Origin of the sequence: Mesorhizobium sp. LNHC209A00, assembly GCF_000502915.1 — a bacterium.
Taxonomy (GTDB): Bacteria; Pseudomonadota; Alphaproteobacteria; order Rhizobiales; family Rhizobiaceae; genus Mesorhizobium.
The window spans coordinates 161,830-176,124 of sequence record NZ_AYWT01000001.1; the positions used below are offsets into that span (position 1 = coordinate 161,830).

The following is a 14,295-nucleotide window of genomic DNA, read 5'->3' on the forward strand; positions in this document are numbered from 1 at the left end:
AACTCGCACTCATTCGGACGCCATGGACGTCGCGCAGGGTTGGCCCTTACCAGCGCAATGTGGGCAAAAGGTGACAGGTTTTTTAGTCAAACCTAACGCATCTCGGTTGGCGCGGCGGCCCCGATCAACGTCAGGCCGGACGTCAGAACATCCGAAACAGCCTGCACCAGCCCTAGTCTGGCATGCGTCAATTGTCGGTTGTTAACCTTAACAAAACGTAAGTCCGGATTATCCGTACCCCGGTTCCAGTGTCCATGGAAACTGGAAGCAAGATCATAAAGATAAAATGCCAGCCGATGCGGCTCGAGCGCAAGAGCGGCGGACTCGATCAGGCGCGGATATTCGGCAAGCTTCCTGATCAAGCCGATTTCACCTTCGTCGGTCAACGACGTTGACGCTGCCGCCAGGCTGTTGCGGTCGAAATTCGCCTCGCCCAATTGTTCGCTCGCCTGCCGGAACACCGAATGGCAGCGCGCCGAGGCGTACTGCACGTAAAACACCGGATTGTCCTTGGACTGTTCGGTCACCTTGGCGAAGTCGAAATCGAGCGGCGCATCATTCTTGCGATAAAGCATCATGAAGCGGATCGGATCGCGTCCGACTTCTTCCACCACCTCGCGCAGCGTCACGAAGTCACCGGACCGCTTCGACATCCGCACCGGCTCGCCATCGCGAAACAGCTTGACGAGATTGCACAGGAGAACGGTGAGCTTGACATCGTCGCCGGCAATGGCCCGCGCCAAGGCTTCCAGGCGCTTGACGTAGCCGCCATGGTCGGCGCCGAGAACATAGATCAGATCGACGAAGCCGCGGTCGACTTTGTCCTTGAGATAAGCCACGTCAGCCGCGAAATAGGTGAACGAGCCGTCGGACTTGACCAGCGCCCGATCCATGTCATCGCCGACGGCGGTCGAGCGGAACAGCGTCTGTTCGCGGTCTTCCCAGTCGTCCGGCTTCTCGCCCTTGGGCGGCGGCAGCTTGCCCTTGTAGATGTGGCCCTTCAGCGTCAGGTCGTTGATCGCCGAGCGGATCTTCCTGGCACTGTCGGCATGCAGCGTGCGTTCGGAGAAGAACACGTCGTGATGCACGTTGAGCAGAGCAAGGTCCTCGCGGATCATCACCATCATCGCATCTATGGTGCGATCCTTGACGATGGCCAATGCCTCGTCATCGGGCATCTGCAGCAAGGAACGGCCAAACTCCCTGACCAGAGCCTCGCCGACGGAGACCAGATAGTCACCGGGATAAAGTCCTGCCGGAATCTCGCCTATATCGTCGCCAAGCGCCTCGCGATAGCGCAACATCGCCGAGCGCCCGAGCACGTCGATCTGCGAGCCGGCGTCGTTGATGACATATTCCTTGGTCACGTCGTAACCGGCGAACGCCATCAGGTTGGCGAGCGCATCCCCGACGACGGCGCCGCGGCAATGGCCTACATGCATAGGCCCGGTCGGATTGGCCGAGACATATTCGACATTGGTTTTCCGGCCGGCGCCGACCATCGAGCGGCCATAGTTGGGACCCTCGCCCAAAAGCGCCGACAGATGCGCCTGCCAGAAACCGTCCTGGAGCCTGAGATTGACGAAGCCGGGACCGGCGACCTCGGCGGCGGCGACATCCTTGTCGGCCCGCAGGGCGTCTGCCAATCTTTCGGCCAGCGCGCGCGGGTTCTGTCCGGTTGGCTTGGCCAGCACCATCGCCGCATTGGTCGCGAGATCGCCATGGCTGGCGTCGCGCGGCGGCTCGACGGCAATACGCGACAGATCAGGCGAAACGCCGTCCTGGTCCCTCAGATCAAGCGCTTGGACAGCCTTTGTGACTCGCGCGGTGAAATCGGCGAAGATGTTCATGGTGTATGCTCGGTGGCTTATGACGAATCCGGCCCTTTGGCCGGCAAATCGAGCCCGCCCTAGCTCAAATCCGGGGTGCGGTCAAACAAACGCCTATGTTCCTTGAGCGCGTAGGTGTCGGTCATGCCGGCCAGGAAATCGGCGACGCTGCGCGCTTTGATGCGATCCTCGGCGCGGTCCAGCCCTTCGCGCCAGCCGTCCGGCATGGCGCGCGGGTCGGCGAAATAGACGTCGAACAGGTCCCGGACGATCTGCTCGGCGTCCGCACGCACCCGCATGACCTCCTCGTGCCGGTAGAGATGCTTGTAGAGGAAGGCCTTCAGTTCCTTCTCGGCTTCCGCCATCTCTATCGAAAAGGTTACCATCGTTTCGCCAGCCGCCCTCACCGCGTCGGCGCTCAGCGGCCTGATCCGCTCCAGATTAGCGGTGGTCGACTTGATCACATCCTCGACCATGGCCGTGATCTGGCGTCGCATCAATTCGTGGCCGGTGCGCACGTCATCAAGCCTGGGATAGCGCTCGCGCACACTCTTCAGGATCGTCCCAGGCAGCGAAACGGCCTTCAGCATGTCAAGCGTCAGCAGCCCTGACCGCAGCCCATCGTCGATATCATGCGTGTTGTAGGCGATATCGTCGGCAATCGCCGCGCACTGCGCTTCGATGCCGGCGAACCGGTCGAGTTCGAGATCCTGCAATTGCGAGTAGTCGCGGATCGCCTGCGGCACCGGCCCTTTCAGGCCTTGGCCGTTACTGTCGGTGAGCGGACCATTGTGCTTGACCAGGCCTTCCAGCGTCTCCCAGCTCAGATTGAGCCCGTCGAATTCAGCATAGCGCGCCTCCAGCCTCGTCACGATGCGCAGCGATTGTGCGTTGTGATCGAAGCCGCCCCAGGCCGCCATCTTTTCGTTCAGCGCGTCCTCGCCTGTGTGGCCAAAAGGCGTGTGGCCGAAATCATGCACCAGCGCCACCGCCTCGGCGAGATCCTCGTCGCCGCGCAGCGCCCGCGCCAAGGCACGTGCGATCTGTGCCACTTCGATCGAATGGGTCAGCCTTGTGCGGTAGTGGTCGCCTTCGTGGGCGATGAAGACTTGCGTCTTGTGCTTGAGCCGCCGAAACGCCGTCGAATGGATGATCCGGTCGCGGTCACGCTGAAACGGCGTGCGGGTCGGACTTTCCAGCTCGTCGAACAGCCGGCCGCGCGAACGTGCGGGATCGGTGGCGTAGGCCGCGCGCGGCCGATAGCCAAAACCGATGTCGCCAAGCTCATTTGTCATGGCTGATGCTGCCGCAGTTGACTTGCCCCGTCGCGCTTCATACCTATCATGTGAAACCGAAAGCAAGGTGACGCCCATGGGCGCGGATGCCAAAACTACCATGAAAGTCGATATGACCGAGGCCGCGGCCAAGCGGATCGCCAGGATTGTTTCGGCCGAAGCCGGCAAGACGGCGCTGCGTGTCTCCGTCGAAGGTGGCGGCTGCTCCGGCTTTTCCTACAAATTCGATCTGGTCGACACACGCAACGACGACGACATCGCCATCGAGAAGGATGGTGCCACGGTGCTGATCGACGATTTGTCGCTGGTCTATATGGGTGGTTCGGTGATCGACTTCGTCGACGATCTTATGGGTCAATCGTTCCAGATCAGGAACCCGAATGCGGTCGCCTCCTGCGGCTGCGGCACCAGCTTCTCCATCTAGGACCGAGATGCCCGCAACTGGCGCGGTTCGTCAGGTTGCGCTCTCGGCCGGTCGCGACCTTGACGCGACGCTGGCCTTTTGGCGCGACGTCCTCGGTATGAGCATTCATGCCCGCTACGATCCGCCCGGCATCGCCTTCATCATGGCCGGCGATGTCAGGTTGTTGTTCACCGATGGCATCCCCGCCGGCACCCTCTATCTCGACATGTCAGGCCTTGAAGCCTTCCACGCCGAGGCCAAGGCAGCCGGCATTCCCNCAGACGTGTGCTCTTCCGATCTCCATCGCGACACCGAAGGCCAGTTCGGCCCGGCGGGGGAAAGCGAATGGATGGCCTTTATAAAGGACCCGGCAGGCAATACGATCGGTTTGGTCGAACGCCTTCCGTCGCAAGAACAATGAGACCGTCATGAAAATCGTCACCTGGAACATCAATGGCGTGCGCGCCCGCATCGGCAACCTGACCCATTGGCTGACCGAGAGCGCGCCCGACATTGTCTGCCTGCAGGAGATCAAGACTGTCGACGAGCAGTTCCCGCGCGCCGAGATCGAGGCGCTTGGCTATAATGTCGAAACCCATGGCCAGAAAGGCTTCAACGGCGTCGCCCTGCTGTCGAAGCTTCCTTTCGACGAGGTCATTAGGGGCCTGCCGGGCGATGACATCGACGAGCAGGCACGTTTCATCGAAGGTGTTTTTTCGACCGACAAGGGCGCGCTTCGTGTCGCCTCGCTCTATCTGCCCAACGGCAATCCGGTCGATGACGAGAAGAAGTTCCCCTACAAGCTGTCGTGGATGGCGCGGCTGGAGCGGTGGGCGCAGGAGCGCCTGACGCTGGAAGAGGCGCTGGTGCTGGCCGGCGACTACAATGTGATCCCCGAGCCGATCGACGCACGGTTTCCGGAGAACTGGCTGGGCGACGCGCTGTTCCAGCCGCGGACGCGGCAGGCCTTCCGCCGGTTGCTGAACCTCGGCTTTACCGAAGCGGTGCGTGCGGTCACCGATGCGCCTGAAACCTACACGTTCTGGGATTATCAGGCCGGCGCCTGGCAGAAGAACAACGGCATCCGCATCGACCATCTGCTGTTGTCGCCGGAAGCCGCGAACCGGTTCTCATCGGCTTCGATCGAAAAGCATGTGCGCGCCTGGGAAAAACCGTCCGATCACGTCCCGGTAGCGATCAACCTCGCGCTGCAGCCGGCCGGATAACCAGAGAAACCCTCATATCGCCACATTCCGACGCATGATGGGAGATCATCATGGCGGCTGGGGTTCCCATGACCGTTCGATCTGCTCTTTGTCCGATCGGCTTGGCATTCGCCACGGCCGCGATCGTGCCGGCCTTCGCCGCGCAGGAATGTCTTGCCAATGGAAAATCCTATCCGGTCGGCCAGGTCGCTTGTCTGACGGTCGCCGATCAGAGTCATTTGGCTCGCTGCGACATGGTGCTCAACAACACGTCGTGGACAAAGGTCGGCGATAGCTGCCCCGCAAAACACGATGGCGCCGCACCCGCTCGTCACGCCGATCTCCACACCCGCGCCAAGCATGGTGCCGACGGAGCCAAGCGAAAACTGATTTTCAGGTTCCTCGAAAGAACCTTACTGATCGGCGTTGCTGCCCTTGGTCAGGATATCGTCCGCCAGCGAGATCGCGGTGCGGCGGTCCGCTTCGCCGGCAGCGGCGAAGGCCTCTTCCTGCATGCCGCGGATCCAGGGCTGATCGGCCGGGGAAGCACGCTCGAGGGCCGCTGTCATCATCGCTAGGCCGCGCACGACCTTGCCGCTCTGGAACAAGAGATGGCCAAGCGTCGCCTGCGCGCCGGCATGGCCCTTCTCGGCGGCGAGTTGGAACCAGCGCCCGGCCTGCCTGACGCTGGCCTTCACGCCGCCCTCGCCCTTCAGGAACATCTGTCCCATCTCGAACTGGGCGTTCGGATTGCGGTAATTGGCGGCGGCGCGCATGTAGTATTCCTGCGCCGCCACCTCGTTCTCGCTGACCGGGCTGCCGGGAATGCCCTTGCGCAGATAGTCGCCCAGCGCCACCAGCGCATCGGAGACGTAGCTTTCTTCAGGAGAGCCGGGCTCGACATCCTGGTCGACAATCTCCGAGAAGAACTTGAACGCCTCATAATCGTCGCGGGCCACGCCGTCGCCTTCGGCATACATGCGGGCAAGCTTCCAGGTGGCGCCGATCTGGCCGTTCTCGGCGGCGTATTTATAGGCCTCGGCTGCCTGTTCCTTGTGGCCGTTCTTGTAGGCGGAGAAGCCGAACTGGAACACCGCCCAGGGGCTCGACTGCGGCTTCACTCCGGTCTTGTCGTCGAACACCTTGTCGTCGAAAGCCATGGCCTGGCCCACGGCGCCAAAGATCGCAACCGCGACCAGTGCCGGAAGAACAGATGACCTCAGCAACTCTGGTGTTGACTTCAACAACTCAGATATCCGCATAGCAGTGTGTTTCTTTCGCACCGCCCGGATGGGTGACCGCGCCATCCCGGGCGGATCCCACCGTCTGTGCGTATTTCCATATCGCGCCCGACTGATAGTCGGTCGTACGCGCCTTCCATGTCTTCGCCCGAGCCGCCAGCTCGCTATCGGACAGCGCCACCTCTATCGTGCCGTTCACCGCGTCGATCGTAATCACGTCGCCATCCTTGACGAGACCGATCGGACCGCCAACGGCCGCTTCTGGCCCGACATGGCCGATGCAGAAGCCGCGTGTGGCGCCCGAGAAGCGACCGTCGGTGATCAATGCGACCTTGCCGCCCATGCCCTGGCCGTAGAGTGCCGCCGTCGTCGACAGCATCTCGCGCATGCCAGGGCCGCCACGCGGTCCCTCATAGCGGATGACCAGAACCTCGCCTTCCCGGTAGTTGCGATGCGTCACCGCTTCGAAACATTCCTCTTCCGAATCGAAGCAGCGCGCCGGACCGGAGAATTTCAACTCCGCCATGCCCGCGACCTTCACGATCGCGCCTTCGGGGGCTAGGTTTCCCCTCAAGCCCACGACACCACCGGTTTGGGTAATTGGTCTGTCGGCCGGGCGGACCACATCCTGGTGTTCATTCCAGACAACGTGCTCCATATTTTCGGCCAAAGTGCGGCCAGTGACCGTCAGGCAATCGCCATGCAGATAGCCATGGTCGAGCAGCGTCTTCATCAGCAGCGGAATGCCGCCGGCCTCGAACATGTCCTTGGCGACATATTTGCCGCCCGGCTTGAGGTCGGCGATATAAGGCGTCTTCTCGAAGATGCGCGCCACGTCGAACAGGTCGAACTTGATCCCCGCCTCATGCGCGATCGCCGGCAGGTGCAGTGCCGCATTGGTCGAGCCACCGGTGGCCGAGACCACGGTCGCCGCGTTTTCCAGCGCCTCCAACGTGACGATGTCGCGCGGGCGGATGTTTTTGGCGATCAGCTCCATGATTTTTTCGCCGGAAGCGAAATTGAAGCGGTCGCGCATTTCGTAGGGTGCCGGCGCTCCGCAGGAATAAGGCAGCGCGAGACCGATTGCCTCCGCGACGGTGGCCATGGTGTTGGCGGTGAACTGGGCACCGCAGGAGCCGGCCGAGGGACAGGCGGCCTGCTCGATTTCGAGCAGCTCGGCATCGCCGATGGTGCCGACCGAGTGCTGCCCGACAGCCTCGAACACATCCTGCACGGTGATCTGGCGGCCGCGATAGCTGCCGGGCAGGATCGAACCGCCATAGATGAAAATCGACGGCACGTTGAGCCGCACCATGGCCATCATCATGCCGGGCAGCGACTTGTCGCAGCCGGCGAGCCCGACCAACGCATCGTAGCAATGGCCGCGCATGGTGAGCTCGACCGAATCGGCGATGACCTCGCGCGACACCAGCGACGACTTCATACCCTGGTGGCCCATGGCGATGCCGTCGGTGACTGTGATGGTGCAGAATTCGCGCGGCGTACCGTTGGCGGCCGCGACGCCCTTCTTGACCACCTGCGCCTGGCGCATCAGCGAAATATTGCAGGGTGCCGCTTCGTTCCAGCAGGATGCGACGCCGACCAGCGGCTGCGCGATCTCTGCCGAAGAGAGGCCCATGGCATACAGATAGGACCGGTGCGGTGCACGCGCCGGACCGACAGTCACATGGCGGCTAGGGAGCTTAGCCTTTGAGATGACCTTGGCGTCCATTCTCTTCCTTGCCGCGGGCGGTGCGGCCTGTCCCATCGCCGAGCCTTTTGGCGCGTGTCCCGAGACGAGGTTCGAGGTGCGCCGGGTTTATGGCGGGAAATGGGCAATTTCCTCGGCCTGACTTCTAGCGCAGGGGTTGTTCAGAAAGTGTTGCCAAAACGTCACAATTGCGGGAGGGGGTCTACAGCGCGGCCATATGCAACGCGCTTGCATAAATGGATTACCGAAAAAGCGGAGCTAAACGTAGAAGGCCGGACAGAGCCCGACCTTTTACTATTATTTTCAAAGACTTAGAACTTGATCTTGAGGCCACCGGAAATCGCGGTGACCAGGTCGTTGCCGAAGTCATAGCTGACCTCTTTGCCGGCAACGTAGCCGTTCTCACCGGCCACTGTGCCCGAATGGCCGCTGGTCAGGACGCCAATCGCGCCAGCCAGACGAACCTCGATATTGGGCTTGGGTGTGTAGGCGACGCCACCGCCCAGCGTCCAGGTATCGGTTTGCGAACCATAGCCGTGCGAGGTGCCGCGATCCCAGGAAAGCTGACCGGCCGCGCTCCAGGCGTCGTTGAATTTATGGCCGATACCGCCGGTCACCGTCCAGCCGTCACGGTACATCAGATCCAGCGAGGTGATCTGGCCTGAATGCAGAGCATCTCCTGTAACGCATGCCGCAGCGGGAGTGCCTTGGACGCAAATCGGAACGCTCTGCAACAGGCTCCAGTTGACCCACTTGAGCGATCCAAAGGCGAGCCAACCTGGCGCTATGCCTGACTGCAACTTCAATTCTACCGTATCCGGCATGTACTCGGTCGCGCCGTAGATCGGGAGCACGACGCTGCCAACATGTGTCAAATCCAGTGTGCCCGTGATGTTGTCGAGCTTGACCCGCGAATTATAGACGAGGCTCGCTCGCAGCGCGATCTCAGGAATTTCATAGGCCAAGCCGGCGCGCCAGCCCCAGCCCGTGCCTTTGAGATCAACACGGCCGGTGCCCTGGAAGCCAGGCACCAGCGGCGATACCAGATCTTGCTTGAAGCCATGGACTTCCTGATAGTAGACGCCTCCGATAAAGCGGATCTGGCCCTTGCCGGCGTCCATCTTGTAAGAGCAAGTACCAGCATAGTTGTTGCTCTTGATGTCGGTTTCCATATTGGACTCGGCACCGGCCCACAGGCCTGGATTGGTGTGTGCACCCCAGGGCTGCGAATAGTCGAACATACAGTCGACGCCCTGGACGACCTGCGCCTTAACGCCGATGCGAGGCACCCAATAGCTCTCGCTGTCATTCGCCGTGCTGCCCAAGAACGTCACGTTTCCATCACTTGGATCTGTATCCACCGCATTCTTGAGCTTGCGTTGCGGCATCACATAAGTCGCTTCCGCTTCTGTCGCGAACGGCGCCGGATCGAAAAGCAGATCGATGTCGTAGCCGCCGCGCTCAATGCCGCCGGCATGCGCCGGGTTCATCGCCGCACCCACCAAAGCCAGCGAAAAGCATCCTGCTCCCAGCAGTGCTTTCAGACGCGAATTGTTCATGGATGTCCTCCCCGAATAACTAGTGCATCAAGCTAGAACCAATTCGGGTTAACGGTGCAATAACGAATTCTTGGGGCGTACGTGTACATGCTTGCCAAACGCATTTCCGACAAAATGCTGAGGGCAACCGCAGGGCGGAAAAACGGCCCTAGGCGCACTTGTCCGACCCTGAAATGAAGAAAAGCCGCCTCAAAAGGCTCAAAAACAGCCATTTCCAGGGGGTCTCGGCCCCATTGTTACATTATGGCAACAATGGGGCTAAAACTTCCGTTTACGTCAACATTCACGCAACGGAATGCCTCCTTTCGAGGCAGAAGCACTGCCATTTTAGACGGGGCTAAAGTCCTCGAATCTATCCCTCAACCTGCGTCGCGAACCCTAGTCAGCGCCACCAAAAGCTTGTCCTGCGCGTCGCGATATTCGGCGAGCTTTTCCCGCTCGCCTTCGACGATCTCGGCCGGCGCGCTGGCGACGAACTTCTCGTTCGACAGCTTCTTGTGCAGGCGCGCGATTTCCTCGGTGACCTTGGCCAGTTCCTTCCGCAGCCGCGCGGCCTCCGCGGTGAGGTCGATCAGGCTGCCGAGCGGCAGGCAGATCGTCGCCTCGTTTAGCACGATCTGTGCCGACCCCTTGGGTGCCGCATCGGCGAGCGAGATGTCGCCGACACGCGCCAGCCGTTTGATCGCGGACTCTTCGCGAACCAGCCGCTCGCGCGTCACCTCGTTGGCGCCGACCACCACCAGCGGACCAATGGCTGCCGGCGGCACGTTCATCTCCGAGCGCACCGAGCGGATGCCAGAGACGAGATCGACCAGCCAGTTGATGTCGCCAGCCGCTTCATGGTCCTCGAAATCCGGCGACGGCCATGCGGCATGGCACAGCAGCGAGCCCCGATCCCTGCCCTCGCCCGCCGTCTGCGCCCAGAGCTCCTCGGTCATGAACGGCATCATCGGATGCAGGAGCTTGTAGATCTCGTCGAGCACAAAGGCGACGCAGGCGCGGCTTTCGGCCTTGGCGGCCCCGTCCGAGCCCATGAACACCGGCTTCAAGAGTTCCAGATACCAGTCGCAGAACAGGTTCCAGACGAAGCGGTAGGCGGCTCCAGCCGCCTCGTTGAAGCGATATGAGGTGATGCCGTCGGTGATCTCGCGCGCGGCGCGCGTCAGTTCGGTCAGGATCCAGCGGTTGACCGCGAGCTTGGCGTCGTTCAGCCAAAAATCGTCGTTGCGGGCGACCTCGTTCATCTCGGCGAAGCGCGTCGCGTTCCACAGCTTGGTACCGAAATTGCGGTAGCCGGCGATACGCGCCGGATCGAGCTTCACGTCGCGCCCCTGTGCCGCCATCACCGTCAGCGTGAAGCGCAGCGCATCGGCGCCATATTCGTCGATCAGGTCGAGCGGATCGATGACGTTGCCTTTCGACTTCGACATCTTGGCCCCGTTCTTGTCGCGCACCAGCGCATGCACATAGACGGTGTGGAAAGGCTCCTCATCCATGAAGTGCAGGCCCATCATCATCATGCGGGCAACCCAGAAGAAGATGATGTCGAAGCCGGTCACCAACACGTCGGTCTGGTAATAGGTTTTCAGTTCCGGCGTCTGGTCCGGCCATCCCAAAGTCGAGAACGGCCACAGTGCCGACGAGAACCAGGTGTCGAGCACGTCCTCGTCACGGGTCAGGATTTCGCCCGGCTTGAAGTTTTCCAGCTTGTCCTCGACCCAGGCCTTCCAGGGGCCTTCGAGCGCCAGATAATATTCGATCGCCGCACTCAGCGCCTCTTCCTCGGTCTTCTCGACGAAGACACGCCCGTCCGGCCCGTACCAGGCAGGGATCTGGTGGCCCCACCAGAGCTGGCGCGAAATGCACCAGGGCTGGATGTTCTCCATCCAGTCGAAATAGGTTTTTTCCCAGTTCTTCGGCACGAAGTTGGTGCGCCCCTCGCGCACCGAGGCGATCGCCGGCTTGGCGAGTTCCGCCGCGTTGGCGTACCACTGCTCGGTCAGGAACGGTTCGATCGGCACGCCGCCGCGGTCGCCATGGGGCACCGCGTGGCGGTGCGGCTCGACCTTGTCGAGGAAGCCGCCGGCCTCCATCAGTTCGACGATCTTCTTACGCGCAACGAAACGGTCGAGGCCGTCGAGCTGGTCCCAGACGGCCTGGCGCTCCGGTGTCACCTCGACGCCGGCGAGGAAGTCCTCATTATCCCTGAGCTTGATGGCGGCCTCGACGGTCAGGATGTTGATCGCCGGCAGCTTGTGGCGCTTGCCGACCTCGAAGTCGTTGAAATCATGCGCCGGCGTGATCTTGACCGCTCCGGACCCCTTTTCCGGATCGGAATACTCGTCGGCCACGACAGGGATCTTGCGCCCGACGATCGGCAGGACGACGTTCTTGCCGACGAGATGTCGGAACCGGTCGTCCTCTGGATTCACCGCGACAGCAGTGTCGCCCAGCATTGTCTCGGGACGAGTCGTCGCCACGATGACGAAGCTTTTTGGATTCTCGGGATCGAACGTCCCGCCTTCGACCGGATAGCGGAAGTGCCAGAGATTGCCGTTGACCTCCTGCTGCTCGACCTCGAGATCGGAGATCGCGGTCAACAGCTTCGGGTCCCAGTTCACAAGGCGCTTGTCCTTGTAGATCAGCCCTTCCTTGTAGAGCGTGACGAAGACTTCGAGCACGGCCCTGGACAGGCCCTCGTCCATGGTGAAGCGTTCGCGCGACCAATCGGCGGAAGCGCCGAGACGTTTCAGTTGATTGAAGATCGCGCCGCCCGATTCGGCCTTCCACTCCCACACTTTCTCGATGAATTCCTCGCGCGTGAGATCGCGGCGATGGATCTGCTTTTCCATCAATTGCCGTTCGACCACCATCTGCGTGGCGATGCCTGCATGGTCCATGCCGGGCTGCCACAGGACATTCTTGCCGCGCATGCGCTCGAAGCGGACCAGAATGTCCTGCAGTGTGTTGTTGAGCGCATGGCCCATATGCAGCGAGCCGGTGACGTTGGGCGGCGGAATGACGATGGTAAAGGCCTCCGCCCCCTCCTCCGCCCCAGCGCCCGCGCGGAAGGCGTCCGCCTCTTCCCATACTTTGGCGATCTTCGGCTCTACGGTCTTTGCGTCGTAGGTCTTTTCAAGCATGGGAAAACGGTCCGCGCTGTCGGGATTTTTGCTGGTTCGGTGTAAACCGGAAGGTCTTGGCCAAGTCAACCGCAAGGGCCGCCTCGGTTCATGAGAAGCAAATAGGTGTGTCCACGGTCATTTCAACGTAAGGTCGTGGCGCGTGGCATTCGCACCTTGACCGCCAGGCGTCGCAGCCATACCGTGCGGGCGCTGCAGTAGGGCGCATCGGCTTCCAGCCGGAGGGGCATTGCCCGCCTACGCCACCTCAACCCCACAATGCGTCCATGCCGACCCTCGAACACCACAAGAAACAGGCCAAGCTCTATCTGAAATGGCATCGCGAACGGTATTATCCCGTCGCCGCTGTGATTGGATGGCTCTTGCCGCGTTTCCACCATCTCAGCGACAGCCAGATTCTCGATCACGGCTTCAAGCTTACCGACGCCCAGGAACTCGTCGCCAGGAAGTCAGGATTCGAGAGCTGGCAGGCGCTGAAGGAAGGCCTTCAAACCATGACCGATCATGCAGCAACAGACGCCGCAAAACCGCATCTCGCCCTTGCCGAGCCACAGCTCTTTGTCTGCGACATCGTAGCGGCCTGTAATTTCTACCGGCAAAAGCTCGGCTTCGAGACGCGCTTCACCTATGGCGAGCCGCCCTTCTACGCCCAAATCATCCGCGATGGCGCACGGCTCAACCTGCGCCATGTCGACAAGCCTCCACTCGCCGCCAATTCGACCGATGACCTACTGGCGGCGACGATCGTTATCGACAACATCAAGGCTCTGTTTCTGGAGTATCAGGCGGCCACGGCCCCATTCCACCAGACATTGCGTACCGAACCCTGGGGCGCCCGCACCTTCATCATCAAAGACCCCGACGGCAACCTCATCTGCTTCGCGACCAGCGCGGGCTGACCTCATCGACAAAAACGCCGCCTCATGGGCGGCGTTTCGAGAGTGGTCATTGGAGGAGATTATTGCGCGCCGCGCGCAACGCGCTCGATCTCCTCGCGCACCAGGCGCTCGACCAGCGTCGGCAGATTGTTGTCCAGCCAATCCTGCAGCATCGGCCGCAGCATTTCTTCGGCCATCTCGTCGAATGTCTTCTTGCTGCGGCTGGCAAAGGCGTCGGACAGCTCGCCGAAGGCGGCCGCGACCTGGCGGCCGGTATGTTCGGATAGAATCGCGGGACGCACCACGGGCGTTTCGTTCGCCCCCGCGCGCGCCTCAGCCGTACCCGTTGGAGCATCGCTTGAAGGAGCCCGGTCGACCGCAGCTTCCGCCACCACTGGTTTGCTTGCCGAAACCTCCGGCTGTGCCGCTGGCTTGCGGATGCTACGATCCGGCATCGCCTTGGCTTGCTCGCCAACCGCCGCGATCTCGCGCCGCCAATCGGCGACGATGGCTTCACTTGTCCCAATCTCCGGGGGAGCCGGTGGCGCGTCCGCGGCAGGCTCGGCAGCAACCCGGGCGCCGACCTCGGCCAGTGTCATCGGCGTCCTGTCCGGAGCCGGATCGGCACGCGGCGGCGCGTCCATGCGCGCGATCGCCGGCTGCGCCTGGATTTTTTCGGCCGTAGCAACCGGATTCCTGACCTCGGGCACAGCATGCAATTCGGCGCGGAACGCATCGATGTCGGCGGCCGCGACAGCGCTCGGCGCCGGTTCCAGGTCCTGCTGCAATTCGTCGGCCTCGCCGGGCTGCTTGCGGCCATTGTCGCTGTCTTCGATGATCCTCCTGATGGAAGCCAGTATCTCTTCCATGGAAGGTTCGCGCTGCGCGCTGCTTGCCGTTGCCATCGTCACATCCGCCGCCCTTGTGACCCGTTGCAGATTTTCCGCTCCGGCAAAGCCGGATTCGAATCATGGAGACAGCGTAACCGACGGATCGCCGCACGAGAATCCCCAATCTGGGGACATGTGGGA

Annotated in this window: 11 protein-coding genes and 1 pseudogene; 5 read left to right on the top strand and 7 right to left on the bottom strand. The window is 61.7% G+C overall.

Annotated elements, in window-relative coordinates:
• Positions 1-92: 92 nt before the first annotated feature.
• Positions 93-1,850 (bottom strand): arginine--tRNA ligase, encoded by a 1,758-nt coding sequence (gene argS / locus X739_RS164960; protein ID WP_023791583.1) that lies wholly within the window; start codon positions 1,848-1,850, stop codon positions 93-95.
• 59 nt (positions 1,851-1,909) lie between these two features.
• Positions 1,910-3,124 (bottom strand): deoxyguanosinetriphosphate triphosphohydrolase, encoded by a 1,215-nt coding sequence (locus tag X739_RS164955; protein WP_023769957.1) that lies wholly within the window; start codon positions 3,122-3,124, stop codon positions 1,910-1,912.
• 76 nt (positions 3,125-3,200) lie between these two features.
• Here X739_RS164955 and erpA point away from each other — a divergent pair, with 76 nt between their 5' ends.
• From erpA to X739_RS1000000171305, 4 genes and pseudogenes are all read left to right on the top strand, one after another.
• Entirely contained in the window at positions 3,201-3,548 is a 348-nt protein-coding gene (gene erpA, locus X739_RS164950) for an iron-sulfur cluster insertion protein ErpA (protein WP_031251908.1), read from the top strand.
• Between the two features lie 7 nt (positions 3,549-3,555).
• The gene (locus tag X739_RS164945; protein WP_023791588.1) at positions 3,556-3,948 is read left to right on the top strand and encodes a VOC family protein; all 393 of its coding nucleotides are present in this window, start codon (positions 3,556-3,558) and stop codon (positions 3,946-3,948) included.
• Between the two features lie 7 nt (positions 3,949-3,955).
• Positions 3,956-4,753: an exodeoxyribonuclease III gene (gene xth, locus X739_RS164940; protein WP_023791591.1), complete on the top strand. Its 798-nt coding sequence runs from the start codon at positions 3,956-3,958 to the stop codon at positions 4,751-4,753.
• Between the two features lie 50 nt (positions 4,754-4,803).
• Positions 4,804-5,122 (top strand): annotated as a pseudogene (locus X739_RS1000000171305) (hypothetical protein).
• Between the two features lie 23 nt (positions 5,123-5,145).
• Here the strand turns inward: X739_RS1000000171305 and X739_RS164935 are convergent.
• The 4 genes from X739_RS164935 to X739_RS164920 form a co-directional block, all read right to left on the bottom strand.
• Entirely contained in the window at positions 5,146-5,994 is an 849-nt protein-coding gene (locus X739_RS164935) for a tetratricopeptide repeat protein (protein ID WP_031240932.1), read from the bottom strand.
• Positions 5,981-7,705: a dihydroxy-acid dehydratase gene (gene ilvD / locus X739_RS164930; protein ID WP_023769951.1), complete on the bottom strand. Its 1,725-nt coding sequence runs from the start codon at positions 7,703-7,705 to the stop codon at positions 5,981-5,983. The genes X739_RS164935 and ilvD overlap by 14 nt, the downstream gene beginning before the upstream one ends.
• 290 nt (positions 7,706-7,995) lie before the next feature.
• The gene (locus X739_RS164925) at positions 7,996-9,243 is read right to left on the bottom strand and encodes an OmpP1/FadL family transporter (RefSeq protein ID WP_023769950.1); all 1,248 of its coding nucleotides are present in this window, start codon (positions 9,241-9,243) and stop codon (positions 7,996-7,998) included.
• Positions 9,244-9,602: 359 nt separating this feature from the next.
• On the bottom strand, positions 9,603-12,386 hold the full coding sequence (locus X739_RS164920; RefSeq protein WP_023783171.1) for a valine--tRNA ligase: 2,784 nt from the start codon (positions 12,384-12,386) through the stop codon (positions 9,603-9,605).
• A gap of 266 nt (positions 12,387-12,652) precedes the next feature.
• Here X739_RS164920 and X739_RS164915 point away from each other — a divergent pair, with 266 nt between their 5' ends.
• Entirely contained in the window at positions 12,653-13,285 is a 633-nt protein-coding gene (locus X739_RS164915; protein WP_023791596.1) for a VOC family protein, read from the top strand.
• A 59-nt stretch (positions 13,286-13,344) separates the two neighbouring features.
• Here X739_RS164915 and X739_RS164910 read toward each other — a convergent pair whose 3' ends face one another.
• The gene (locus X739_RS164910) at positions 13,345-14,169 is read right to left on the bottom strand and encodes a PopZ family protein (RefSeq protein WP_023791600.1); all 825 of its coding nucleotides are present in this window, start codon (positions 14,167-14,169) and stop codon (positions 13,345-13,347) included.
• Between the last annotated feature and the right edge of the window lie 126 nt (positions 14,170-14,295).